The following is a 25,439-nucleotide window of genomic DNA, read 5'->3' as shown; positions in this document are numbered from 1 at the left end:
AATCAAGGCTTGGCGCCCATAAGGCGTGCATGCTGATGAAAGGGGCCAACCTGGCGTGCTTTTTGCAGTTTCTCTTGCGTATTGAACGTTTTTATCAGCGACATTCAGGACACTTCATGTATCAGCGTTTACTAGAACATCTCTCCATGGCAGTGCTGCTGCTGGACGGTGAGCTCCGCGTACGCTGGATGAACCCTGCCGCCGAAGCGCTGTTGGCAGTAAGCTTTAGCCGTGTGCAGGGGAGCAGCCAGGATACCCTGCTGGGCGGTGATGAAAGTATTGACCAGGTGTTGGCCAAGGCGCGGGATGCCTTTCATCCCTACACCCAGCGCGAGGCGCGCATTACCCCGGTTAACGGTGAAGCGCTGACGGTGGATTACACCGTGACGCCCCTGTCGGCAGACGAGCTTCTGCTGGAAGTAGAGCCTCGTGACCGCTTGATGCAAATTTCCCGCGAGGAAGCGCTAACCACGCGCCAGGAAACCATCAAAGTGCTAGCCCGAGGCTTGGCCCATGAAGTGAAAAATCCGCTGGGCGGCATCCGCGGGGCGGCTCAGCTATTAGAGCGTGACCTGGATAAGCCTGAATTGCGTGAGTTTACCCATATCATCGTGGAGGAGGTTGACCGCTTGCGTGATCTGGTGGATTCGATGCTTGGCCCGAATCGCATTGTTAAGCACGCGCCGGTGAACATCCACAAAGTGCTGGAGCGGGTAAGAACGCTGCTGGTGGCTGAACATCCGAATATCACCATCCACCGCGATTACGACCCTAGCCTGCCGGACCTTTCCGGGGATGAGGCGCAGATGATCCAGGCCGTGCTTAACGTGGCCAGGAACGCCGTGCAGGCCATGAGCGATGCCGAGACCCCTGTGCCCAAATTGATGCTGCGCACCCGTGCCCGGCGTCAGTTCACCCTGGGTGCTGAGCGCCACCGGTTAGTGAGCGAGGTGGGTGTGATCGATAACGGCCCTGGTATCCCGGAAGGACTTAAAGAGACGCTCTTCTACCCGATGGTGTCAGGGCGTGCTGAAGGCAGCGGATTGGGGTTGTCCATCGCTCAGTCGATCCTGCATCAGCATCAAGGGTTGATTGAATGTGACTCACGTCCCGGGCACACCGAGTTCCGCTTACTGATTCCATTGGTTATTAATTGTACCGGAGAAGCATCATGATAGAGGCGACACGTAACGAGGTTGCACGGGTGGTCGTTGTGGATGACGATCGCGCTATCCGCTGGGTGCTTGAACGTGCATTGGCACAGCCGGATCTTGATGTAGAGTGCATAGAACGCGCCGATACCGTACTGGAACGACTGCTGACAACCCCACCGGATGTGCTGGTGACTGACATTCGCATGCCGGGCATTGATGGGCTGGATCTTATGTCGCACATCCGTGAGGCGCACCCGGATTTGCCGGTCATCATCATGACCGCTCATTCGGATCTCGACAGCGCAGTGGCCTCTTATCAAGGCGGTGCGTTTGAGTACCTGCCCAAGCCGTTTGATGTGGATGAAGCGCTGGCGCTTGTGCGCCGGGCGGTGGCTCATGCGCGCGAGCGCCAACGGCCGATCAGCGTTCCCGAAGGTTTGAACGCAGAAATCATTGGTGAAGCGCCGGCCATGCAGGAGGTGTTTCGGGCCATTGGGCGACTCTCTCATTCGCATATTACTGTGCTCATCAATGGCGAGTCGGGCACCGGTAAAGAGCGTGTAGCCCAGGCACTCCACCAGCACAGCCCCCGGGCGGGCAAGCCGTTTATTGCCCTGAACATGGCGGCCATCCCGCGTGATCTGATTGAGTCTGAACTGTTTGGCCACGAGAAAGGTGCGTTTACCGGGGCCGCTGCCCAGCGCCAGGGGCGCTTTGAGCAGGCCAACGGCGGCACGCTGTTTCTGGATGAGATCGGCGATATGCCGGCTGAAACCCAAACTCGCTTGCTGCGCGTATTGGCCGACGGTGAGTTCTACCGAGTGGGCGGGCACACCCCGGTCAAGGTTGACGTGCGGATTATCGCCGCGACGCACCAGAACCTTGAGTCGCTGGTGGATGACGGGCGCTTTCGTGAGGACCTTTTCCATCGCCTGAACGTTATCCGCATTCACTTGCCGCGCCTTGCCGAACGCCGTGAGGATATCCCACGCCTCACACGGCATTTTCTTGCTGAAGCCGCCAAAGAACTTGCCACCGACATCAAGGTACTCACGGCCGAAACCGAGGAGCACCTGACGCGCCTGGCGTGGCCGGGTAACGTGCGCCAACTGGAAAATATCTGTCGCTGGTTAACGGTAATGGCGTCTGGGCGTGAAATTCTGGTGGAGGATTTACCGCCAGAGCTACGCTCCCCCCAGGCAACTGAAAGCGGCGGTCATGGCGACTGGCGCAGCGCCTTTCGGGAATGGGCCGACCGTGCTCTGGCCGAAGGGCATACACATCTGTTGGAAGAGGCCGTACCCGACGTTGAGAAAATTCTGATTGAGACGGCGTTAAAGCACACCGGTGGGCGTAAAGGAGAAGCAGCAGAATTGTTAGGCTGGGGGCGCAATACACTAACGCGTAAATTAAAGACGTTGCTACCCGCCCTGGCAGACGAATAACGCTGCCACTGTGCGCGCTAAACGAGCATTGATTGCTTGGTAAGCGCTTGGCACTGCGTTAGAAAACGCTCAAAGTCGCTCAGTATGGTGTCCAGGCTAGCGTGAAGACGATGGTCGTCATCGACCATCCGTAACGAGAGTTGCTGTAATCGGGCGCGTTCAATAACGGGGCCGGGCAGCACGACATCATCCTGCCAGCCGTGGATGATATGGGTAAGCTGAGCCTGAATCATCGGCGAGGTTTCAGGGTACGCCGGTAAGCCAAGCGCAGGGGCAAGTAAAAAACAACCTAAAAGGGGATGCTGAGCGCTAACCGCAGCGCTCAGCCATCCTCCCAAGCTAGAACCCGCTAGCACACACGCTGCGGGATTATCATTGCGTTTTGACAGAGTATCCAACAGGTGATCCAGCCGCCTGGGGGGCTCTGCCATGCCACGGTAATCCATAACGACCGGCTCACAATCATCGAGCGTTTCGGCGATCCCTTTGAGTGCCTGAATTTTCAAGGCACCGGGCCCGCTTTCCAGGCCGTGTGAAAGATAGACGGTCATCATTATGGTTATTCCGCTGCTCTTTCAATCGCCTGGCCGCCTTCCGAGATATCCTCTCCCGCGCCATGAATCGTATTACAACCGCTGATCGCCAGCAGTGTGGTTAATAGCACTACACCCATCGCCCATGTGCGTTTCATTGAATGATCCCTTCTTGTTGATCAGAAATAGTCGTGAGTAGAAACAGTCCTGCGTAAAACCATTCTTGCATAAAACAGTAAGGCTGCCATCAGCAACGCAGTAGCCCATACCAAGCGCGCCTTCGAAGTATCTTGCCTTCTCTTTATATTAGCCAGCAATAACACGTTAGGGTAAGAAGTAGTACGTTTTTGCCGAAATAAAGTGAGCAATAGCCAAACGTTCAGCTTCCCAAGTGGTGATTGGTGTCACGGTGACCATTCGATGAGCAGGTATTTTTGTCGCATGTGCCTTTTTTGCACACGGTTAAAGAGAGTTTTTCGTTGTTTTTAGGAAAGTGTTTTTATTACAAATTTTTGATTTTGTTGGCTTTTTGTTTATTTTCTGGCAGTTGGCCTAAAGCCTGCAGTATTATGAGTAGGAACAACATGAGCGGATTGATAGGAAACAAGGGAAGGCAGGAGCCAAGTAGAGAACAGGACGTTAAAGGACACTCATCCGCTCATATGTATTGGCGTAAGGATATGCCAATCGTCGAAGCCAAGGATCGGCAGAGATGCAAAACGACCATTTCGCGTAAGCGGTGTGGTCTTTTTGCGTTGCGTATTTTTTAAGCCATTGAAAATTATAAAGTTTTGTTTATTAATTATAATTTGCACAAGCTTTGTACAGATGAAGCCACCGATATAGTCTATCCTTGCAGCATACTAAATCTAAGCGGTTAGAACATGCCAATGCAGCAGCCGCGCATTTCAGGGACAAGCGTTATGGCGATGGGATTGATGTTATGCATGTTTGTGCTGTTCTTGGGATTTTCAGCTATCGGGTTATACATGATGTTTAAAACCTCTTTTATGATCACAATAGAAGATCGCGAAGATATGCCGCCTGATATTTGATGGTTACCGCCCAACGGCGCGTTCTAAAAAGAATACGTACACAAACGATCATGCCCACGCAAGTGGGCATGATCGTTTGGGGTGAGCATAACGCGGCGGGCTACTTTTTCTGCCAGCGGCCACGGCCTCTGTCGGGCACCATGCGTCCGAAGTACAGCAGGCCAAAGACTAACCAGCCGACGGTTAAAATAGCTGAAAAGCCCAGTATGGCGAGCGCACCAAACTCGCCTATCAAGGGCAAAGCAGCGGCGGTAAATAACCCACCACCTACTACCGGTTCAAACATGAGCTGCTTATAGCCAAAGCTCTCAAGCGCGCCGGATTTATTGCTGGGGTCAGCCATTCTCATCAGCAATAAGCCCGTCACTGTGACCCCCATGGATTGCCCAAAGTCTCCAATGCCTCGCTCAAACCAGCCTTCTGGAATCACTCGGGGGGCAATCACGATAAGAACGAATAACCCCCAAGCAATGCCGGCGACGGCAAGCAGTAAAAAGGGCAGGAAGTATTCCCCCAGGGTGGTGAGTGACAGCGTGGCAAGTGCAGCGACAATGGTGAAATCAAGCGCGGTGCCAGCAATTCGCGCCATGGTACGTGTGGAAACATGGTGCTCCAGGCCAAAGCGCGTGATCACTAACTGGACGATGACGCCGCCAATCATCGCGATAGGAAATAGCGGCACGTGCGCTAATATCTCAAGACCTCCATTGCTTGCCCAAGTGGCTTGCTCAACCCACTGCAGGCCAGAGAGCAGCAGCCAACCTATTAAAATGGCAATGCCCACCAACCCAATATGCAGGCTAAGCGGGTCAGTGGTTCCTGCTTCATGCATGAGGTCTTTTTTAAATTCGCTAAACTCTTCAGTAGAAGGACGACTGTCCTCACGGATCATGTCATCAGGTTCATCGTTCTCGTTGCTGGGCGTAATGATGTTGCGGCGCGCGGCAATGTTAATCATGAGCGTGCCAATGAGTACACCGGAAACAATGCCCACGGTGGCGAGACCAAGTGCAAGGTCAGCGCCTTCTTCAAACCCCAGGTCAGAGAACGTATCGGCCATGCCAGCGGCCGTACCATGGCCGCCTTCAAAGCCAATTTCAATAAGGGCACCCGCCATGGGGTTCATATTAAACAAGGGGGCAAGTATCAACAGCGCCAGCGTCAGACCCACCACGTATTGGCCCCACGCCATTGTTTGTCCAACAACGACCTAGGGGCCTGCGCGCAGCCAAATAGTACGAATGCCAGGAATCGTTTTACCGATAAAGAGGGCAGCAAATACCACGTTGATCAAAAGGCCAGGTAGCGCAGACCAGCTCTCTTGTACATACGTGGGGAAAAGACCGGGGCTTTCTTCAAAAAAAGTAGGCAGCAAGCGTCCGATAACGTCTGGGCCCATCAATAAAAGCACAAGACCAGCAATGACGGAACTGGGTAAGAATAGCCTACGTAGCCAGCCAATCCGAAGCCGCAGCGCATTACTTGCGACGAGCGCGAGAGAGATAATCACCAGTGCAATAAAAAGCTCACCAACCGTCATGGTCATCACATCACTCCTTAATGAATGCGAGAGGGCGTATGCCGTCTTCACAAGACCAAGTAAATGACAGGGTTGGTTTTAACGTAGTGCGTCGTGGTTAAATTGGCGAATAGTTAATGTTTAGCCTGCCCAATAGAGGCTAAGTAGAGCAAAGCCATAACCCATAGCGGCGCCTGCAAGAACATCGCTAATGTAGTGTAATCCAAGCCCAACACGAGAAACCGCAATCAGTAAGGCCAAAGGCACTACTAAAGGAAGCAACCACGGCGTATGGACTGCCACCAGTACGCTGAACATCATTGCATGCATGGTGTGGCCACTGGGGAAACTGTAACGGTCACGCGCAGGCTCCCCGCAATGCACGCCCCCAAGGTAGGTGATAAAAGGCCGCTCGCGGCACAGGCGCGTTTTGATTAAGCGATAAGCCGCCATCGCCAGCAGTGCGATGCTGGTGTATTGAACCATACGCCAGGTTCCATCCGGTTGTAGCCAAGGCTGAGCGGCTATCAGCAGTACCCAGATAGGCCAGTCACCTATTCGGCTGGCGGCTTGCAAGAGAATTCGCCACGGGCGAAACAGATTGAGTCGTGTCACCCGCTGACAGAGGCGCCACTCCAGTAAATCAAGACGATCGAATACGACAAGCGGGCGCGGACGCATGGTAATTCTCCTGGGCTTGCTGAAGGTACTGCATAAACTGGTCTGCAATGCCCGACCAGCTTTGCTCAAGTGCGCGAAGGCGCGCAACACGCCCTAGCCGTGCATAGTCGGCGGGGTGTTGGCAAAGCTCGACCGCTGCTTGCTGAAACGCGTCGCCATCATCAAGCGCTATCGTCATTCCGTTTTGATCATTTTCGATCAGTTCAGCGCTTGCTGCGTATCGATAGGCCACAACAGCCAGACCACTGGCCATGGCTTCTGTAATCACATTGCCCCAGGTTTCTGACAGCGAAGGGAAGACAAAGATATCGGCGCTAGCATAGTGGCGGGCTAATTCATGTTTATCGATGAACCCGGTGAAGTGTGCATCAGGTAGCGCCTTTTCAAGCTGCGTACGCGCTGGGCCATCGCCCACAATGACCTGGGCCATATCCGGGCGCACTTCACGCATGGCTTGCAGTGTTTCCTGGAGTAGCGTGAGGTTTTTCTCAGCGGCTAAACGACCGACATAAATGGCCACGGGCTGATGGTCACTCACTCCCCATTGACGGCGTAACGCGCTATCACGAAAAGCGGGTGAAAAGCACTCTCCGTCGATCCCGCGCGACAGCACCTTAACACCGTGAATGCCTTGGCGGCGTAGCGTCTCGGCTTGTAAATGGGTGGGGACCAGCGTGGTGGTACAACCATTATGAAAGTAGCGTAAATAGCGCCGCGTGGCAGAGGATAACCACGACACACCGTAATCGTGGCAGTAGTGGTCAAAGTTGGTATGCCAGCCCGCCACCAGAGGAATATTGAGTTGCCTCGCCGCATGTCGTGCCGCCCAGCCAAGCGGGCCTTGGGTAGCAAGATAGATCGTATCAGGACGGTACTTACGCCAGAAACGGCGCAGCTTAGCGGGCGTTACCAAGCCTACCTGTACTTCCGCATAGCCAGGTAAAGCGACAGATTTAACCTGCATTTCCTGGGCTATATGCGTAGCACTTCCGGGTACTTTGGGGCGCGGGCGAATCACGTCGACCGTTACGCCCTGCTGGTGCAGTTCGTGGTTAATGCGGCTTAGCGTGTGCGCAACGCCATTAATATCGGGTGACCACGTTTCACTCACAATACATAGCCGCATAAACGATACGCCCCTTAATCATATTTTAACTTAGTGTGGCCGGTAACGATGACATTGCCAAGTCAGGACAGTGAAAAACTAGTGACATAAATATCAATCGCCGTTTATTTACTTATTGATAGGCCTGCTTTTTAACGGCGTTATTATTAATAGATTACAACCTGATAAAAGCAACTGAAAGAGGAATTTTATAATAAAAGATTCGTTGGCTATTTTTTTTACCGTTGGGTGTGCTGCAGTGTTATTAGGACAATAGGGTTTTCACGGACAACTAAAAAGGGCCGTGGGCGCATGCCACTACGTTCTGTGATGTTGCTTGAGCATATTGGTAGTGCGTTGCTAAGAAGTGGTATGTTTTATTAGGCTCTAATGACGTTTTAATAAAGAAGATTTGCTATGCTTGGATGGGTATTCATGAATGAACACTGGTTTTACATGGCGATGAAGCTGGGCGAAATTGGCGGCTCCTGGAACAAGGAACGGAAACATGATGATCAACGACTGGATAAATGCGGGGCTCTTGATAGCTTTTCTGACGGTCGCGCTGGCCTCCGGTTTTATCATGCGGAAAAGAAAGAGCTGGTCCCACAGCATTTCCGTTCACGTTGTTCTGTTCGCCGCGAATGCGGGTTTCCTGCTGACTCTTAATAAGACCATCAATCAGATACTGGTCGACAGGAAGGTCTCCGCCATAAAGCCAGACATCATTGACGACCTGACCTTGGTAGCTATTGGTCTAACTGCCATGCAGCAAACCTTCCTGCTGATCAACCGCCTGACGGCCGCTCAGGTAACGAAGGGAAGTGATAAAACCTCGGCCACAAGCATCGCCCGCATCCTTAAACTTGCAATGGTGCTGGTGTTACTGCTTTTGTTCGGTGAACATCTGGGCCTGAGCTTTTCAGGCCTCTTGGCCTTTGGCGGCTTCGGCGGTATCGCCATCGGTATTGCCGGACGGGATGTTCTAGGCAATGTTTTCTCCGGCGTGATGCTCTATTTCGACCGCCCCTTCAAGTTTGGTGACTGGATTCGGTCTCCGGACCGTAATATTGAGGGTACCGTCGAGGAAATCGGTTGGAGAATGACGAAGATCATCACCTTCGATAACCGCCCGCTCTTCGTCCCTAACTCCGTTTTCTCAACGATCAGCGTCGAAAATCCGGGGCAGATGCGTAACAGGCGCATCAGTACTACGATCGGCCTCAGGTACGAGGATGCTGACAAGGTTGCCGCCGTCGTCAACGATATTCGCGCGATGCTTCAGAAGCACGACGGCATTGATTTCACGCAGACTCTCCTCGTCTACTTCAACGAATTTGCGGATTCCTCACTCAATATTATGGTCTATGGTTTTACCAGGACCACGAAATGGGCTGAATGGCTGGCGATCCAGCAAGATATCTACCTTAATATCATTACCATCGTGCATGGTCATGACGCCGATTTTGCCTTTCCCTCTCGGACTGTCTATCTTGAGAAGGATTAAACTCACGCCACCGTTAATAACCCTACACAGCCTTAAGCAATATGTTTAAGGCCCTTCGGTAGGCTTGCCGGTGAAATCCGTCACCGGTTTATCTATGGGCTGGTCCAGCCGCTCGGAAAAAGCCCGCAGGCCTGCCAGAATCGGTTTAAGGGCATACCACAGCTCGTCATCTTTGAGCATGTGATACACCCCGGTGATGCCGGGGGCGCTGTCTTTTTCTTCTTTCTCTTTGTCCTGGCTTCGTGCTTGCTCCTTGTGCTTGGCCTTGTCCTCATGGCGATGGTTGCCAACCTGCTCAATTCCCTCTTTAAGCGCAAACATCACTTGGTAAAACCGATCTGGTGGTAGCGTTGAAAGCGTCATCACGATGACCGATAAGTTCTGAATAGTGTTAAGCGAGCCGGGTTTATTTAACCCGTCTACCGCAATACGCATTAGCTCATGATTAGAGGCAACCATGTCATTGGCAAACCGCAGCAGACCGTGCTCATGGAGCGTTTGCACCAGCCTATCAAGTTCCTCCTGAGCATCCGGGCCGATAGTAGGCGGCGGCACGTCGTAGGAAATTCGTTCGGCCATCACATTTTCCTCGGATTGGTTTGCTGGGCAGGCGGAAGCTGGGCAGGCGGAAGCTGGTAGTCATCCTTTGCCCATTTGACCTCGACCGCAACGCCCTTATTGGGCGTACGGTGGCCGTAGCGGTAGTTGTTACTGGGGAGCGGGAGGGCGGTGTGTTTGTCGAGCACTTCAAGCTTTACGGCAACTTCCTTATAGGCAGGTGTTTGCACATCGGGGTCGTTATGTTCGCCGGTCAGCGAGTTAACCCCCAGTTTGCCGAAGTGAATGGGCATAAAAAGAGTTTTTCCTGCGGCACGCTCGGTGACGATAGCTGGAAACTCAATGCTATCCCGACGTGAAGCTATCTTGACCCATGTGCCGTCTTCGATCCCGCGCTCGGCGGCAAGCTCGGGGCTAACTTCAACAAACCCATGGGCTACCTGGTCACAAATACCCGGCGAGCGGCCAGTCTGATTGGTTCCCTGAAACTGTTCCAACAGACGACCGTTGTTCAACATCAGGTCGTACTCTTTATCCGAGGCCTCTGAAGGCTCTTTCCACTCCAGTGGAAACAGGCTAGCTTTGCCATCCTCCGTCGGAAATCCATCGGTATACAGCAGTGGCGTATCGGTGCCGTCCTCGGCAACCGGCCAGAGCAACGACTTCCAGCCTTCCAGGCGCTCGTAGCTGACCCCGGCGAACATGGGGGATATAGATGCGCACTCTGCCATGATCTCGGAGGGGTGGTTATAGCCCCAGTCGTGGCCCATTTGCGCGGCAAGGTCCGTTAAAATACGCCAGTCCGGGCGGCTATCGCCCAGTGGGTCAAGCACTTGGTAGAAGCGCTGAATACGCCGCTCGGTATTAACAAAGGAGCCGTCTTTCTCGACGCTGGGGCAGGCGGGCAGCACGACATCGGCAAACTCAGCGGTACGGCTTAAAAACATGTCCTGCACGACCATAAAGTCGAGGCTTTCAAATGCGGAATGGACGTTATGGGTATTGGAGTCGGAGAAGGCCGTTTCCTCGCCAATAATGTACATGGCTTTAAGCTTGTCCTCGGCGGCGGCTTGCACCATCAGGAAGTTGCCATAACCGATTTCACTGGAGAGCTGTTCAGGCTTAACGCCCCAACCTTTGGCCCACCGTTTACGGGCATCTTCATCGGTGACCTTTTCATAGCCTGGGTACATGTTGCGCAAGCAGCCAAAGTCGCTGGCGCCTTGCACGTTATTATGACCGCGCATGGGATAACCGCCGGTACCCGGCTTGCCGTAGTTACCAGTGACCAGCAGCAAGTTGGAAAGCGCGGTGCTGGTATCCGAACCGTGGCTATGCTGCGTAATTCCCATGGCCCATAGCAGGCAGACACGTTTTGCCCGGCCGATTAATTCAGCGGCCTCAATCAATTGCTGTTTGGGAATGCCGGTTTTCTGCTCGGCAAAATCAAGCGTAAACGGCGTCAGCGATTCACGATACTCATCGACGTTATTGACCCAGCGCCCGAGGAATTCATGGTCGGCCAGGTCGTTATCGAACATATAGCGTGATAGCGCCGACGCCCAGATTAAATCGGTGCTGACATTGGGGCGCATGAAAAGATTCGCCCGCTCGGCCATTTCATGTTTGCGCGGGTCGAACACCACCAGCTTTTGGCCATGCAGCTTCTGTGAGGACTTGATGCGCGAGGCAATCACTGGGTGGTTTTCGGCGGTATTACTGCCTACCAGCACCACTACTTCAGCCTGCTCTATGTCCTTGATGGTACCGGCGTCGCCACCGTAACCCACAGTGCGGAAAAGCCCTTTAGTCGCCGGGTTTTGGCAGTAGCGGGATGAGTTATCCACGCTGTTGGTGCCAATAATCAGCCGGGCAATTTTCTGCGTTAGGTAGGCCTCTTCGTTGCTGGCTTTACTGGAGCCAATAAAGCCCACGCTCTGTGGGCCGTGGGTGTCGCGCACGCTTATCAGTTGGCTCGCCACCAGATCCAGTGCTTCGTCCCAACTGGCTTCACGGAACTGACCCTTTTCCCGAATCAGCGGTGTCGTGAGGCGTTTTTCACTGTTTACAAAGTCCCAGGCAAATTTGCCCTTGATGCAGGTGGAGATACCGTTAGCCGGGGCATCTGGCGTGGGCTGAACCTTAAGAATGTTGCGATCACGGGTCCACATCTCAAACGCGCAGCCTACACCGCAGTAGGTGCATACCGTTTTTGTACGTTTGATGCCCGGCTCGCGCAAAGCGGCATCCAGTTCTGAAACACCGGTGATGGGTATGGCGCTGGTGGTGTTTTCGACTTCCTTGACTATTTCAATCATCGGCCGTTTAAGCGACCAGGGCAGTGCGGTCAGCGGGCCTGTCTGGCCGTACATGCTGTTTTCCTGCAGCGCATTACACGGACAAACCGTTACACAGTGGCCGCAATGTACGCAGCTTGAGTCGTTGATCTTTTCGCCACCATCCCAGAGTACGCGCGGGTTTTCGCTGGAAAAGTCGATGCTCAGCGTCTCATTAACTTCGACGTTTTGGCACGCTTCCACGCATTGGCCGCACAGAATGCACTGGTCCGGGTCGTAGGTGTAGAAAGGGCTAGAAGTATCCTTTTCATGAGGCTTGGGCGTGAATTCGTAGCGCTGGATGGGTATCTGCATTTCTACCAGTGCATTGTGCACCGTGCAGTCGCCATTGTTGTTCTCGCATACGGTGCAGTAAAGCTCGTGCTTGGCTAACAAGCGATCCATTCCTTCATGGCGAGCGGCTTCGGCCTCTCTGTCTTGGCTGGAAACGTTAAGACCCTCTTCGGTACGCAGCGTACAGCCTCGTTTTATCTCGCCGTTAACATTAACCCAGCACGTATCGCAGGTTTCGATAGGCCCCAGGGAGGGGTGATAGCAGACGCTGGGTAAGTTAATGCCTTGGGCTTTTAGAAAGTCGATTAGCGGTTCATCGGCGTTGCCGGTTAATGTTTTATCATCAAACGTAATCGTGCACGGTCGGTTCATGTGGGCATTCCTCCATGGATCCCTTGTTTTTTATCCTGGTATCAGTCCTCTTTAATGCGCAGATGTATTGGTCAAAAGGTAGTCAAGGGGGGAGGGTTGTAAAAGCGGGCGGCCCGGGATTGAACTTAAGTTAAAGCGTGCCAGAGACGTGTTTTTTAACGGCCCAACGGCGTATTTCATGACGCGGAAGCTGCCGTTGGTTACCGTAAGGGCATGGCGGGGTGCTCTCTGCCGTCACCAATTTGTCAGGCTTTTAGGGCACGCTATCGTTTTGCTATAACGCTTATATAAAAGGAACCATACTGATGCGTCTTATTCCTCACAGTATTGCGCTAGGGATAGCGGCGGGGCTGCTGACTACCTCGGCGTATGCTGCGCCCTATACGCTGACCATTTTTCATACCAATGACCTGCACGGACGTACCGACCACTACCCTCAGCTCATCACCACGCTGGACGAGGCGCGCGAGCGGTTCGGCGATGGCTTGCTGCTGGACGCTGGGGATATCTTTTCGGGTACGCTCTATTTCACCGAATACCAAGGGCAAGACGCCGTCGAGTTCATGAACCTGATGGGCTATGACGCGTTCGTGCCCGGTAACCATGAGTTCGACCTGGGCGATCCGGAAGAGGGGCATCAGGCTCTTGCGGCCTTCTTTGCTGCCGCAGACTTTCCTATTGTGGGCGCGAATCTGGATTTCTCTACCTCGCCGGAGTTTGCCGAGCTACTCGGTGATTCGATCGGTGCCGAGCCCGAACATAAGCCTAAGCCTGGCCACCTTTACGATGGCATTGTGGTAGAGCAAGGTGGCGAGCGAATCGGCATCTTCGGGCTAAGCACGCAAGGCAGCGAGACCGTCTCCAGCCCTGGTAAGGTAGCTATTGACGATTATAGGGCGGCCGCTGAGGCGATGGTGGAAGCGTTTGAAGCCCAAGGGGTCAATAAGATCGTCGCGCTTACTCACCTGGGTTACGACAGCGACCCGAGTATGGGCAACGACCTGTTACTTGCCCAGCACGTGGAGGGGGTGGACGTGATCATCGGTGGGCACAGCCATACTCACTTGCAAGCCCCTGTTATGCTGACCGAAAACGACCGGGGCGAGCCGATGGCACCCACCGTGATTGGTCAGGCAGGCGAGTACGGTCAGCATCTGGGCGTCATGCAGGTAACGTTCGATGATAATGGCAACGTACTGGAGGCCAACGGGGAGCTGCTTGCCTCCGCCGAGCGCGAGCCAGACGCCGAAGCTGCCGCCCTCTTGGCGCCGTATACCGCGAAAATTGAAGAAGTACGCGATACGCTGGTGGGCGCTCGGGTGGTTTCAGCCCTGCCCAACCCGCGCCACGGCAATGGTGATGAAAAAAGCGTCCGTGCCGATGAAACGGCGCTGGGCAATCTGATTGCCGATGGTCAGCTTGCTGCTGCCCGCCGGGTGAACCCGGAAACCGTGCTGGCCATTCAAAATAGCGGCGGTATTCGTGAGCCCATCGCCCAGGGTGATGTGAGTGTGGGTGAGCTGGTTGCCGTGCAGCCGTTTGGCAATCGACTGGCGCTGGTGAGCGTGACGGGCGCGGAGCTTTTGGAAACGTTCGAGATTGGACTGGCAAATGCCCCGGATGAAAACGGCGGTTTCCTGCAGGTGTCGAACGGTACCGAGTTGGTGTATGACAGCCGCCAGCCCGTTGGTGAGCGCGTTGTAAGCCTGAAGGTGACGCAGAATGGCATGTTGCAGCCGGTAGACCCTGAAAGTACCTACACCATCGCCACCAACCATTTTACCGCAGCTGGTGGCGACAGCCATACCGCGTTAGAAGCCGCCTATGATGATGAGCGCAGCACCATTGTCGGCAATACCGACTGGGAGATGCTGCGCGACTATATGGTTTCGTTAGGTGACGTGGGTTATCAGGTTGAAGGGCGCATCACTGACCAGGCTCGCCAGCATTAAACGCGGATGACGGGCCGTCTGGACGTTACGTAGAGGCGGCCCTTATTCAGAGTCATGAAAGCCAGGCAGAAGCTTGGTCACTCATCGATAAGCGTGGCAAAACTACCGAATATCGCCCGCTTGCCATCAAACGGCATTGGATTGATATCCGGCTGTAAGCGTGGGTCCTTCATGACCTTGGGCATCGCCTCATCATGCACGGCGCGGGATGGCCATTCGATCCACGAGAAGATAATGGTTTCATTATCCTTGCGCTGAACAGCCATGGAGTAAGAGGTGATTTCCCCTTCGGGGACATCCTCGCCCCAGCACTCGACTACCCGCAGCGCGCCATGCTCTTTGAAAACTTCGGCAGCAACACGGGCGTGCTCGATGAATATTTCTTTATTAGCCGTGGGCACGGCCGCGACAAAACCATCAATATAGCGTTGAGTGGTGGTGCTCATGATGCTTCTCCAGTCTGGGCTTTGGGCGGGAGTTCTCGAATGGGGCGTACTTCAATGCTGCCGAGTCTCGCGGGTGGAATGCGGCTGGCTAGCTGTAGCGCCTCGTTTAAATCACGCGCTTCGAGCAGGTAAAAACCGGCAAGCTGTTCTTTGGTTTCCGCAAACGGACCGTCGGTAATCACTGTCTCGCCATTGCGTACACGCACCGTGGTAGCGGTGTCTATTGGCTGCAGCGCTTCACCGGCCAGGTAACTTCCTTGAGCGCTCAGTCGCTCTACCCCCGCGATGCACTCCTGATTAAGGTCATGCCACGCCTGGTCGCTCATGGCACTAATAAGTTGTTCCTGGTAATACACTAAGGCCGCATATTTCATGGCGTTTCTCCTTCAGTAGAAAGGCAACTATCCGCCGACACATTGATCATCCACTGTACGCCAAAGCGGTCAGTGGCCATGCCAAACCCTGCAGACCAGAATGTTGGTTCAAAAGGCATGATCACCTCTCCGCCTTCGGCAAGCCGTGTAAAGGTTAGGGAGGCTTGCTCGATCTCCTGATACTCCAGCTGAATCTGCACGCCATGTGGTGGCATGTGCTGTTCAGGCGCCATGTCGGCGCCCATCAAGCGACGACCGCGTAGGTTCAGCGAGGCGTGGATGATGCGGTCATGCAGTGAAGGGGGCGCATGTTCCGCCGCTGGGGTTTCTGCGTAAGTCAGCAAGCACTCTATGTGGCCGCCGAGCACGTCGGCATAGAACTGCATGGCTTCCCGGCAGGTGCCAGGAAAGGCGACATACACATTCATGGCATCCGATACGCGAGCATGGTCGTGATGCTTATCCAGGCCTGTGCCGGGCTCAAACTCCTCAAGTGTAAAGTAGCGCCTTAGCTCAAGGAGTACGTTGCCGTCGGCATCCAGCGTTGGCCACTGTTGTGCCCACTCCAAAGCGACGTCAAGTGAAGGTGTCTCCAGCACGCTATAACCAGCGATACGCTCACTGGCAGGAGCCAGAGGGCCGGGGAGGATAGTGGGAGTGCCGTTATTGAACTGGATCAGGCAACCATCGCTTGTTGGATGTAAGCCGTTGCCGCTTACGAGTACGCCTGCCTGCATCATGCGCTCGTTGTAATCAGCCATGGCGGCAAGCATTTCCTGGGATGGCATAACGCCATTTTCGGTGGCCGCATCGGCACGCCGTATCAGCATGAATTTCATTGAGAGTCTCTTTTATTGTGGTGGATACTCTCTAGACGTCTGGCGTGTTCGCAAATCGACAGGCCTGCAGATTATTTTTTTATAACGATGTTTTTATAGCGATGCTTAAAGTTCGGTCAATCTGTCGAGCAAAAAGCGTTTTTCTGGATACTGAGAGGTTAATGTCAGGGCCTTTTGGTAGGCATCGCGCGCGGCGTCATTGTTGCCCTGTCGACGTAGCAAATCCGCCTGTGCCGCATACAATAAATAGTAGCGAGAGAGTTGAGGATGATGAGATAGCTCATCAAGCAGGCTCAATCCGGTTGCTGGGGAATCATGCATGGCAACGGCCACCGCGCGATTCAAGGTCAGGACAGGCGATGGGTAATGGCGGCATAAAGCGTCATACAGCCGGACAACCCGTGCCCAGTCGGTTTGCCCAGGGTCATGGGCTTGGGCGTGTACGGCGGCAATTGAGGCTTGGAGGGTATAAAAACCAACAGGGGTAAGGGCGAGTGCCTGTTCGAGCCACTCAATACCTGTGTGAATTTCCTTCTGGTGCCATAAGCGCCTGTTTTGCGCTTCCAGTGTGACCAGGCCGCCTTGTTGATCCTGGCGGGCATCCCGGCGGGCGTTAGTAAGCAGCATGAGTGCCAGTAGCCCAAACACTTCACCCTGGGGTAGCAACGCTGCCAGTTCCTCGCCAAGACGTAGCGCCTCGCGGGTCAGGCTGATATCGACCACCGCCGTGCCGCTACTGCTTGAATAACCTTCATTGAAAACCAGGTAAATAATCTGGAGTACGTCCGGCAAACGCTCGGGCAATGCCTCCGGCGCAGGTACCGCATAGGGAATATGCGCATCGCGAATCTTGCGTTTTGCCCGTACGATGCGCTGTGCCACGGTTGAAGGTTTCATCAGTAGGGCACGGGCGACTTGTTCGGTGGTTAGCCCGCACATCTCTCGTAGTGTTAGCGCAAGGCGTGCTTCTATGCTTAAGCTTGGGTGGCAGCAGGTAAACAGCAGCCGCAGTGAGTCATCTGCGATAGCGACATCGTCGAATTCCCAGGTTTCTTCCATCGGTAATAGCAAATGTGCCCGGCGTCGTGCTGTACTGCGTCGACGAATTTGATCGATTCCGCAGTAATAGCCGGTGCGGATCAGCCACGCCTGAGGGTTATCGGGGGAGCCTTTGGCAGGCCACTGTTGAACCGCGGCTACAAAGGCATCTTGCATGGCTTCCTCAGCAAGCTCGAAATCGCCCAGCAGACGAATCAGGGTCGCCTGAACACGTCTGGCATGAGTACGATAAAGGGTGTCGAGTAAGGAGGGTTTAGGACGCATGGTAGAAGACCCATTCGCATCTATAGGGGCGCCAAAGTGGATAATAGTCAATAATGCTTTCTCAAACCTAGCCTATAGCGCCCCTTTTTACTTGCTCTTTTTCTACTGGCTGTTGTTTTCGTAAAAGGCGAGTCAATCCCCCGCGCGCTGGCCGGTTACACTGTTAAACGGGTGCAGCGCTTCGCGGGTGACATAGAAACGTAGTGTTTCGCCTTCGTTGACCGGCGGCTGGCCGCTTACCCGAATCACGGTGGGCTGGTCGCTGTCGGCGAGCCGCACGTAAAGATGGCTCTCGGCGCCGGCGGCTTCAAAAAGCTCCAGCGTGGAGTCGACCACCAGGTGGGGTGCATCGGGTGGCGATAGGCGCATATCGTCCGGGCGAATGCCGACTGTGTCGGTATCGGCGGGAAGATCGTTTAGCAGGTCATGAGTGCCGCGCGTTTGCAGGTACTCAAGCGGTACCATATTCATCGCAGGCGAGCCGATAAAACCTGCTACAAACATCGACGCAGGGCGCGCATAGATTTCCATGGGCGTGCCTACCTGCTCGATTTTGCCAGCGCTAAGCACCACCAAACGGTCGCCCAGCGTCATCGCTTCTAACTGGTCGTGGGTTACGTAGAGGCTGGTGGTCTTCAAGCGGCGCTGAAGCTGCTTGATCTCCACACGCATCTGCACGCGCAGCTTGGCATCCAGGTTGGAGAGCGGTTCGTCGAACAAGAAGGCCGCGGGCTCGCGCACCAATGCCCGGCCCATGGCCACGCGCTGGCGCTGACCGCCGGAGAGCTTGCGCGGCTTGCGCTCCAGATACTCTTCGATTTCAAGCATTTTGGCCGCTTTACGTACCCGCTCTTCGATCTCGGGCTTTTTAAAGCCACGGTTTTTCAACCCGTACGCGAGGTTGTTGTACACCGTCATATGCGGATAGAGCGCGTAGTTCTGAAACACCATGGCGATATCGCGCTCGGCGGGTTCGAGATTGTTGACCACCCGATCACCAATCTTGAGCGTGCCGTCGGTAATCGTTTCAAGCCCGGCTACCATACGTAACAGCGTGGATTTACCGCAGCCTGAAGGGCCTACCAGCACCACAAACTCACCGTCTTCAATCGCCAGGTCAATGCCTTTAACGGCATGGACGTCGCCTGCGTAGGTTTTTCTAAGCCCTTCCAAGGTAATACTGGCCATCTTATTTCTCCGTCTCGGTCAGGCCTTTCACGAACAGTTTTTGCATAAACAGCACCACTAATACCGGCGGCAGCATGGCGAGCGTGACGGTCGCCATAATGAGGTTCCAAGCGGGTACGCGGTCGGACGAGGCCATCAGGCGCTTGATGCCCAGCACGATGGTGTAGAAGTCTTCATCGGTGGTGACCAGCAGTGGCCACAGGTACTGCACCCAGCCGTAAATAAACATGATCACGAAGAGAGCGGCGATATTGGTGATCGATACCGGCAGCAATATGTCCTTGAAGAACTTCATCGGCCCGGCGCCATCCACTCGGCTGGCCTCCATCAGCTCTTCCGGTACGGTCATGAAGAACTGGCGGAACAGGAAGGTCGCGGTAGCGGAGGCAATCAGTGGCAGGGTTAAGCCCGCATAGGAGTTCAGCATGCCGAGATCTGCCACAACGGCGTAGGTGGGGATGATGCGCACTTCGACCGGTAGCATCAGCGTGATAAAAATGATCCAGAACGCCAGCATGCGAAACGGAAAGCGGAAATAGACAATCGCAAAAGCGGAAAGAATCGAAATGGCGATCTTACCGATCGCAATGGTTAGCGCCATGATCAGCGAGTTACCCAGCATCAGCCAGACCGGCGGCGTGCCGCCTACCTGCCAACCGGAACTGAGCATCTGCCGGTAGGATGCAAACATGTTGTCGCCGGGAAGCAGCGGCAGCACCCCACGCACGAAGGCGCTGGATTCGTGGGTCGAGGCGATAAAGGCCACGTACACCGGAAACGCCACCACCAATACGCCTGCAATCAGCACCAGGTGGGTCAGAATATTTAGAAAGGGTCTGTTTTCAACCATGTTTACTTCCTTAACGCACTAGTAGTTGACCCGGCGTTCCACGTATCGGAACTGGATAAACGTCAAGATAATCACGATGCCCATCAGCATGACCGACTGGGCGGATGAGGAGCCTATATTCAGCCCCGCTACGCCATCGGTGTAGACCTTGTAGACCAATGTCATGGTGGCTTGGCCAGGCCCGCCTGCGGTGGTGGCATCAATCACCCCGAAGGTATCGAACATCACGTAGTTGATGTTGATGATCAGCAAAAAGAAGGTGGTGGGCGATAGCAGCGGGAGCACGATGGTCCAGAAGCGCTTGAAGGGGCCCGCGCCATCAATGGCCGCTGCCTCCATGAGTGACTGCGGAACAGATTGCAGCCCTGCCAGGAAGAACAGGAAGTTATAGGAGATCTGCTTCCAAGCGGCGGCAATGGTGATCAAAATCATTGCTTGAGAGCCCGAAACGCGGTGATTCCAGCTGATACCGAACCAGTCGAGCAGATGCGGCAGGAGGCCGATGGTGGGGTTGAACAGAAACCACCACAACACACCTGCTACCACTGGGGCGACGGCGTAAGGCCATACCAGAAGCGTGGTGTAGAACTTGGCGCTCTTCAGCACACGGTTGACGCAAACGGCCAGTAAAAGCGCCAGGCTCATGGAAAGTACCGTCACCGAGACGGAAAAAATCGCGGTGCGCCCCAGCGCGTTCAGGTAGCTGGGGTCGGCCAGAACGCGTGCATAGTTCTCCAGACCGACAAACGTTGTTTTAAAGCCGAACGCATCGGTGCGCTCGAAGCTCGACTTAACCGCCTGGCTTGCCGGCCAGATAAAAAACACCAGCGTAATCGCCAACTGCGGCGCTAACAGTAAGAAAGGGAGCCACCGGTTTTGATAGGTGGAACGTTTGGTCTGCATGACACATCCTGTCGTACGGGCGTTGGTGCGGCTGGCCGCTGTGCTCAGCTGCCAGGAAGTAAGCCATCCCATAGGCCCCGGTGACTTGGGCGTATGGGATGGCTCCTATAACAAACCCCGGCTATAAAAGCCGGGGTTTGTTGACAAGTAACGCGAAGCGCTTAGTTATTGGCTGCCTCAAAGTCGCGCAGGATCTGGTTGCCGCGGCTTGCCGCATCATCCAGGGCTTGCTGACCGCTCTTGTTGCCGGCTAGTACGGCCTGGAACTCTTCGTCCAGAACCATGCGCACTTGGGGGTAGTTGCCAAAGCGCAGGCCTTTGGAGTTCTCTGTCGGCTCGTTTAAGTTGATCTGCTCGATGGCAATATCCGCGCCTGGGTTCTCATCGTAGTAACCCTGCTCCTGGCTCAGCTCGTAAGCGGCAGTGGTAATCGGCAGGTAGCCGGTTCCCTGGTGCCACTCGGCCTGAATCTCAGGCAAGGAGAGATACTCAAGGAATTCAGCAACGCCGGTGTACTCGTCGTCTTCATGGCCGGAAAGTACCCACAGAGTCGCGCCGCCGATGATTGAGTTTTGCGGTGCGCCGTCTACGTCGTCGTAGTAGGGCAGCATGCCAAAACCTACGTCGAAGTCGGAGTTAGCCAACACATCGGCGCGTGACGCTGACGAGTTCATGTACATCGCGCAGTCGCTGGAATAGAACGAGGGTGCCGCGTCCGGGCCGTTTGCTGGGCCTGCGTAGCTGTAGACGCCGCTATCCGACCACTCTTTCAACTGATCCCAAAAGCGCGCCTGTACGTCGCCGTTAAAGGCAAACTCGGTGTCCAGACCGCCGAAGCCGTTTTCCTGGGTGCCGATGGACTGATTGTGCAGCGCTGAGAAGTTCTCAAGGCCGACCCAGTTGGCCGCATAGGCCATGGTGAAGCCGCAAGAGGCCGCGCCTTCATCGACAATCTGTTGACCCATCTCGCCCATCTCAGCCCACGTAGTAGGCGGTGATTCAGGGTCGAGGCCAGCCGCTTCAAAAATGGCTTTGTTGTAGTAAAGAATCGGTGTGGACGAGTTGAACGGCATGGAGAGCATGTTGCCGTTGGTGTCGGTGTAGTAACCGGTTACCACGGGCAGATAATCAGCCGGATCAAAGGTGTTGCCGTGCTCTTCCATCAGCTCAAACACCGGATAGATAGCGCCCTGGGCGGCCATCATGGTGCCGGTGCCCACTTCGTAAATTTGTACGATGTGGGGCTGCTCGCCTGCGCGGAAAGCGGCAATGGTGTTAACCATGGTTTGTTCGTATTCACCCCGATAGGAGGGCGTAACACGGTACCCATCCTGGGTGGCATTGAAGTCTTCGGCAAGCGCGCTCAAGCGCTCGCCCAGCTCGCCGCCCATGGAGTGCCACCAGGTGATCTCGGTAGCGGCGTGGGCGGAAACACTCAGCGTAGCCGCGGTGATGCCAGTAGATAACGCGCGTAACATAAAACGAGACATGTGAGCTCCTTTTGGGCCTGGCGCGAGCCAGGTGGCACAATGCGTTTTTTAAGATTTGTGGGTGCACTGAACAATAATGAGTGTAGATGACATTTTGATGAATGCTAACTGGACCAAGGTTTTATAAAAGCTTTGGGTTTTATCCAAGGGCATTGGTAGTAGGCGCTCTGCGAGGGCGATGATAGGGTTGAGACAATGTGCATAACTAATGAGAGTCGTATGAGTGACGCAATAGCGCTATTAACCAAACTGGTCTCTTTCGATACTACCTCCCGTGGCTCTAACCTGGCGCTGATCGAATTTGTCGAAGCTTATCTTGAAGAGTACGGCGTCGCCTCCGAACGGGTGATGAGCCCCTGCGGCACCAAGGCGAACTTGATTGCCCGTATAGGCCCTGATGCGCCAGGTGGGGTGATGCTCTCCGGCCATACCGATGTGGTGCCGGTGGAAGGCCAGCCCTGGTCGACAGATCCTTTCGCCCTGCATGACGGCCAAGACGGTAAGCTTTACGGCCGTGGCACCTGTGATATGAAAGGCTTCATTGCCTGCGCTCTTGCCATGGTGCCCACGTGGGTGAAAACGCCTTTGCAGCAGCCGATCTATTTTGGTTTTTCCTATGACGAGGAGGTTGGCTGTGTCGGTGCGCCTGCGCTGATCAAACGGTTCTACGAGCACTACTCAACCACCGCGCACGTCATTGTTGGTGAGCCGACCAGCATGCAGCCCGTCGTGGCCCAGAAGGGCGCCACTAATCTGCGCACCACCGTCGTAGGGCGCGAAGCGCACAGCAGTCAGGTGAATCAGGGCACTTCGGCCATTCATGTGGCAGCGCGACTGGTCACCTTCATCGAAGACACCATGGCGGCGTTGGTGGAGGAGGGCAAGGTAGACGACGCCTTTAACGTACCCCACACCAGCCTCCACGTAGGCAAGATCAAGGGCGGTACGGCGATCAATATCATGGCGCGTGAGTGCCAGTTTGAGTGGGAAATACGCCACCTGCCCACCGAGACGTTTGATGAGGTGTTCGCTCGTTTTGAAGCGTATGCCGACGCGTTAAGTGCCGAGCTAAGGGCGCGTGGCAAGGACGTCCAGATTACGACCGAGCCGCTGAATGTAACGGTGCCAGGCCTTGCCGACCGAGATAATCACGCCGTACTGCGCTTGGCCAAGGACCACCTGCCAGGTGAGTGCTGCAACCACGCAGTGGCCTACGCCACCGAGGCGGGGCAATTTCAAGGCCAAGGGTTACAAACGATTATTCTGGGTCCGGGCAGTATCGCTCAAGCGCATCAGCCGGATGAGTATATTGAGAAAAGCGAACTTGAAGCGTGCCTGGCGTTTATGGGGCGTTTGGGAGACGCGCTACACCAGCCCTATCACGCTGATTAGACAAGCACTTGAAAACGTCGTGGGGAAAGGTATCTGAGAACGTGTTTGAAAACGATGTGAATGGACGCATTTCAACCCACCCGCTCAACGGGTGGGAGCCTCCTCCATGTTAATGATGCTGGTGGTTCTGTTCGAAAAGCTCGGCTTTGGCATTGCGCATCACATCTTCACACGCTTGCTGATGCGCCAACTGGGTTAACAGCTGTTGGGTCACTTCAAACCCTTTGCCCAGGCAGGTATCCATTTCCTCCTGGCTGACCTGAGGAGAAACATGACAATTAACCTTCAGCGTCCGACCAGCACCGTCCAAACGGTCGGCTATCGCCCGCAGTCGCCAGGCGACTCGCTCTTTCCAGTTGGCTGATTCTTCTGCGCCTTCGTTTACGCTAAACGTGCACTGCCATTCGGGTTTATAAACCTTCATGAGAACCTCCGCTGCATTTGGAAAGAATCTTGGGTCGTGTTTCGTACTCCGTAAGTCAAAAAAATCTTGCTCAGTCACTATACGCTTAATATGGGGCCAAAATCGAACGAAAACATAGGCCATGTGTAGGACGGTTTTAAGGATTATCGGTTAGGCTTAAGTGACCGTGATATATGAGCCTTTCTATGATGTCTCTAATTGAAAAAAGTTGCCCTTGCGGTACAGGGTTGTCGACTGACGTATGCTGCGGCCGTTACCACGATGGCGCGCCAGCCCCTACCCCGGAAGCGCTAATGCGCTCTCGCTACAGTGCCTTTGCGCTGAATCTATGCGACTACGTGCTTGCCACTTGGCACGTGAGCACTCGCCCTGAAGCGCTATCACCGGACCTTAATACCGAGTGGAAGGCTCTCATCATTGTTAAAGCAGCATCCGAAGAGACGCCCCCCGATGCTGATAAAGGTTATGTTCATTTTCGCGCTTATTTCAAAGAGCGTGGCCGCTGGCACATGCTTGAAGAAAACTCGCGTTTCGTGTTTGAGCAGAGCCGGTGGTGGTACGTGGATGGTACGCCTGATGTCGTGCGTCTCAAGCCGCGGCGTAACGATCCCTGCTTTTGTGGTAGCGGCCGAAAATTAAAGCTATGTTGCAAAGAGTAGCTATGCGTTAACTAATAAAAACGAGGGGTTGATGTCATGGCATATAGTGGCAGGGGACTCGCTCGTTATTGCATCACATTAGGGTTTGTCAGTGGGTTGCTATTGTGGGGAACGACGTTCGCGTTTGCTGAAAATCGGTACCCGGATAGAGAAATTACCGTTGTCATTCCCTTTGGTTTAGGAGGGGCGACCGATGTGCTGTTTCGGGATATTTTTGACACGGCACAAATTTATCTAGACCAGCCTGTGCTTGTGGTTAATATGCCCGGTCGTGAAGCCATGCGGGGCGCTCAGTATGTCAAAAATGCCTCGCCCGATGGTTATACGTTGCTCGGCAGTCATCAAACAATTGATCTTTCGTACCTGGCGGGGCTCGCTTCGTTTTCCCATGCAGACTTTGCGCCGGTGTCACTGCTGGTTCGCACGATTAATATTCCCGCCACGTATGCAGGGCATGCGGCCCAACAAGCCAGCGATATTGGCGCGTTAGTGCAGACTTCCTCAACCCCGCTCAAGTTTGGCGTTATCGCTAACTCCACCGACCACTTGTTCTGGCTGCAGTTTTTTGAACAAAGCGGTATCTCGCTCTCGGATGTACAGTTGGTTCATTTTCCTGATACGGCCTCCGAGGTAGAAGCTTTGGTGGCTAGAGAAATTGATTTCGCCATGCTTAATCTGCCCTCGGCGGGCACTCTTTTTGTCTCGGGTGCCTTGGTGCCACTGGCCGTAGCGGGGAGTGAGCGACTCTCTGGGTTGCCGGACGTTCTTACGCTTCGTGAGCAGGGAATTGATCTGGTCCATACGAGCGACCGAGGAGTGTTTGCGCCTGCAGGAACACCATCGGGAGAGCTTGCCGTTTTGAACGATGCGTTAGCTTACGCGCTTGCCAGCGAGCCATTACGTCATCGGATTACACATGAGTATGGCTCATTAATTGATTATCGGTCGCTGAGCACTTATCGCGACTATTTGGATGAGCAATTTAATGAGCTGGTATCACTCACAGAACGGGTACACTTGGGACGGTGAAAGATATCAAT

25 protein-coding genes are annotated in these 25,439 nt (G+C 54.5%); 8 read left to right on the top strand and 17 right to left on the bottom strand.

The window, feature by feature from the left end:
- Positions 1–116 precede the first annotated feature (116 nt).
- Together glnL and ntrC are read left to right on the top strand one after the other, a co-directional pair.
- Positions 117–1,175, top strand: coding sequence for a nitrogen regulation protein NR(II) (glnL, locus tag ACT3TY_RS09210; protein ID WP_441678233.1), 1,059 nt, complete (start codon positions 117–119; stop codon positions 1,173–1,175).
- Positions 1,172–2,599: a nitrogen regulation protein NR(I) gene (gene ntrC, locus ACT3TY_RS09205; RefSeq protein ID WP_444627990.1), complete on the top strand. Its 1,428-nt coding sequence runs from the start codon at positions 1,172–1,174 to the stop codon at positions 2,597–2,599. The genes glnL and ntrC overlap by 4 nt, the downstream gene beginning before the upstream one ends.
- Before the next feature lie 17 nt (positions 2,600–2,616).
- Here ntrC and ACT3TY_RS09200 read toward each other — a convergent pair whose 3' ends face one another.
- Together ACT3TY_RS09200 and ACT3TY_RS09195 are read right to left on the bottom strand one after the other, a co-directional pair.
- Entirely contained in the window at positions 2,617–3,153 is a 537-nt protein-coding gene (locus ACT3TY_RS09200; RefSeq protein WP_441678140.1) for an alpha/beta fold hydrolase, read from the bottom strand.
- A gap of 5 nt (positions 3,154–3,158) precedes the next feature.
- A complete protein-coding gene (locus ACT3TY_RS09195) occupies positions 3,159–3,290 on the bottom strand; it encodes an entericidin A/B family lipoprotein (protein WP_087108872.1) in 132 nt (43 codons plus the stop codon).
- A 726-nt stretch (positions 3,291–4,016) separates the two neighbouring features.
- Here ACT3TY_RS09195 and ACT3TY_RS09190 point away from each other — a divergent pair.
- Complete coding sequence (locus tag ACT3TY_RS09190) at positions 4,017–4,187, top strand: hypothetical protein (protein ID WP_441678142.1); 171 nt, start codon at positions 4,017–4,019, stop codon at positions 4,185–4,187.
- Positions 4,188–4,287: 100 nt separating this feature from the next.
- Here ACT3TY_RS09190 and ACT3TY_RS09185 read toward each other — a convergent pair whose 3' ends face one another.
- From ACT3TY_RS09185 to ACT3TY_RS09170, 4 genes are all read right to left on the bottom strand, one after another.
- Entirely contained in the window at positions 4,288–5,379 is a 1,092-nt protein-coding gene (locus tag ACT3TY_RS09185) for a sodium/glutamate symporter (protein WP_444627989.1), read from the bottom strand.
- A gap of 18 nt (positions 5,380–5,397) precedes the next feature.
- Positions 5,398–5,733: a hypothetical protein gene (locus ACT3TY_RS09180; protein WP_444627988.1), complete on the bottom strand. Its 336-nt coding sequence runs from the start codon at positions 5,731–5,733 to the stop codon at positions 5,398–5,400.
- 114 nt (positions 5,734–5,847) lie between these two features.
- Positions 5,848–6,387 carry a phosphatase PAP2 family protein gene (locus tag ACT3TY_RS09175; protein WP_444627987.1) on the bottom strand — a complete coding sequence of 180 codons (540 nt, stop codon included), beginning with the start codon at positions 6,385–6,387 and terminating at the stop codon, positions 5,848–5,850.
- Entirely contained in the window at positions 6,350–7,513 is a 1,164-nt protein-coding gene (locus ACT3TY_RS09170; protein ID WP_444627986.1) for a glycosyltransferase family 4 protein, read from the bottom strand. Before ACT3TY_RS09170 ends, ACT3TY_RS09175 begins: the two co-directional genes overlap by 38 nt.
- A 487-nt stretch (positions 7,514–8,000) precedes the next feature.
- On the opposite strand from ACT3TY_RS09170, the gene ACT3TY_RS09165 reads away from it, so the two are divergent.
- Positions 8,001–8,999, top strand: a complete 999-nt coding sequence (locus ACT3TY_RS09165; protein ID WP_444627985.1) for a mechanosensitive ion channel family protein — start codon at positions 8,001–8,003, stop codon at positions 8,997–8,999.
- 45 nt (positions 9,000–9,044) lie between these two features.
- Here ACT3TY_RS09165 and ACT3TY_RS09160 read toward each other — a convergent pair whose 3' ends face one another.
- Both ACT3TY_RS09160 and fdhF read right to left on the bottom strand, forming a co-directional pair.
- Positions 9,045–9,578 (bottom strand): DUF1641 domain-containing protein, encoded by a 534-nt coding sequence (locus tag ACT3TY_RS09160; RefSeq protein WP_444627984.1) that lies wholly within the window; start codon positions 9,576–9,578, stop codon positions 9,045–9,047.
- Entirely contained in the window at positions 9,578–12,559 is a 2,982-nt protein-coding gene (gene fdhF, locus ACT3TY_RS09155; RefSeq protein WP_444627983.1) for a formate dehydrogenase subunit alpha, read from the bottom strand. Before fdhF ends, ACT3TY_RS09160 begins: the two co-directional genes overlap by 1 nt.
- A gap of 305 nt (positions 12,560–12,864) precedes the next feature.
- Here fdhF and ACT3TY_RS09150 point away from each other — a divergent pair, with 305 nt between their 5' ends.
- Positions 12,865–14,511 carry a bifunctional metallophosphatase/5'-nucleotidase gene (locus ACT3TY_RS09150; RefSeq protein WP_444627982.1) on the top strand — a complete coding sequence of 549 codons (1,647 nt, stop codon included), beginning with the start codon at positions 12,865–12,867 and terminating at the stop codon, positions 14,509–14,511.
- Between the two features lie 77 nt (positions 14,512–14,588).
- Here the strand turns inward: ACT3TY_RS09150 and ACT3TY_RS09145 are convergent, their stop codons facing one another.
- From ACT3TY_RS09145 to ugpB, 8 genes are all read right to left on the bottom strand, one after another.
- Positions 14,589–14,957 (bottom strand): DUF1428 domain-containing protein, encoded by a 369-nt coding sequence (locus ACT3TY_RS09145; RefSeq protein WP_193053616.1) that lies wholly within the window; start codon positions 14,955–14,957, stop codon positions 14,589–14,591.
- The gene (locus tag ACT3TY_RS09140) at positions 14,954–15,331 is read right to left on the bottom strand and encodes a YciI family protein (RefSeq protein WP_172117669.1); all 378 of its coding nucleotides are present in this window, start codon (positions 15,329–15,331) and stop codon (positions 14,954–14,956) included. Before ACT3TY_RS09140 ends, ACT3TY_RS09145 begins: the two co-directional genes overlap by 4 nt.
- Positions 15,328–16,170, bottom strand: a complete 843-nt coding sequence (locus tag ACT3TY_RS09135; protein WP_444627981.1) for a VOC family protein — start codon at positions 16,168–16,170, stop codon at positions 15,328–15,330. Before ACT3TY_RS09135 ends, ACT3TY_RS09140 begins: the two co-directional genes overlap by 4 nt.
- Before the next feature lie 105 nt (positions 16,171–16,275).
- Positions 16,276–17,493, bottom strand: coding sequence for an RNA polymerase sigma factor (locus ACT3TY_RS09130; protein ID WP_444627980.1), 1,218 nt, complete (start codon positions 17,491–17,493; stop codon positions 16,276–16,278).
- A 132-nt stretch (positions 17,494–17,625) separates the two neighbouring features.
- Positions 17,626–18,681 (bottom strand): sn-glycerol-3-phosphate import ATP-binding protein UgpC, encoded by a 1,056-nt coding sequence (locus ACT3TY_RS09125; RefSeq protein ID WP_444627979.1) that lies wholly within the window; start codon positions 18,679–18,681, stop codon positions 17,626–17,628.
- 1 nt (position 18,682) lies between these two features.
- A complete protein-coding gene (gene ugpE / locus ACT3TY_RS09120) occupies positions 18,683–19,531 on the bottom strand; it encodes a sn-glycerol-3-phosphate ABC transporter permease UgpE (protein WP_193053613.1) in 849 nt (282 codons plus the stop codon).
- An 18-nt stretch (positions 19,532–19,549) separates the two neighbouring features.
- Complete coding sequence (gene ugpA, locus ACT3TY_RS09115) at positions 19,550–20,434, bottom strand: sn-glycerol-3-phosphate ABC transporter permease UgpA (protein WP_193053612.1); 885 nt, start codon at positions 20,432–20,434, stop codon at positions 19,550–19,552.
- Positions 20,435–20,595: 161 nt separating this feature from the next.
- Positions 20,596–21,924: a sn-glycerol-3-phosphate ABC transporter substrate-binding protein UgpB gene (gene ugpB, locus ACT3TY_RS09110; RefSeq protein ID WP_444627978.1), complete on the bottom strand. Its 1,329-nt coding sequence runs from the start codon at positions 21,922–21,924 to the stop codon at positions 20,596–20,598.
- A 219-nt stretch (positions 21,925–22,143) separates the two neighbouring features.
- Here ugpB and argE point away from each other — a divergent pair, with 219 nt between their 5' ends.
- Positions 22,144–23,316 carry an acetylornithine deacetylase gene (gene argE / locus ACT3TY_RS09105; protein WP_444627977.1) on the top strand — a complete coding sequence of 391 codons (1,173 nt, stop codon included), beginning with the start codon at positions 22,144–22,146 and terminating at the stop codon, positions 23,314–23,316.
- 109 nt (positions 23,317–23,425) lie between these two features.
- On the opposite strand, the gene ACT3TY_RS09100 is transcribed toward argE, so the two are convergent.
- Positions 23,426–23,740: a hypothetical protein gene (locus ACT3TY_RS09100; protein WP_444627976.1), complete on the bottom strand. Its 315-nt coding sequence runs from the start codon at positions 23,738–23,740 to the stop codon at positions 23,426–23,428.
- Between the two features lie 185 nt (positions 23,741–23,925).
- On the opposite strand from ACT3TY_RS09100, the gene ACT3TY_RS09095 reads away from it, so the two are divergent.
- The gene (locus tag ACT3TY_RS09095; protein ID WP_444627975.1) at positions 23,926–24,399 is read left to right on the top strand and encodes a YchJ family protein; all 474 of its coding nucleotides are present in this window, start codon (positions 23,926–23,928) and stop codon (positions 24,397–24,399) included.
- A gap of 36 nt (positions 24,400–24,435) precedes the next feature.
- Positions 24,436–25,428: a tripartite tricarboxylate transporter substrate binding protein gene (locus ACT3TY_RS09090; protein WP_444627974.1), complete on the top strand. Its 993-nt coding sequence runs from the start codon at positions 24,436–24,438 to the stop codon at positions 25,426–25,428.
- Positions 25,429–25,439: the final 11 nt, after the last annotated feature.

The sequence above is a fragment of the Halomonas sp. AOP22-C1-8 genome, assembly GCF_052378905.1.
Classification (GTDB): Bacteria; Pseudomonadota; Gammaproteobacteria; order Pseudomonadales; family Halomonadaceae; genus Vreelandella; species Vreelandella citrativorans.
This window is presented reverse-complemented; position numbering and strand designations above follow the sequence as displayed.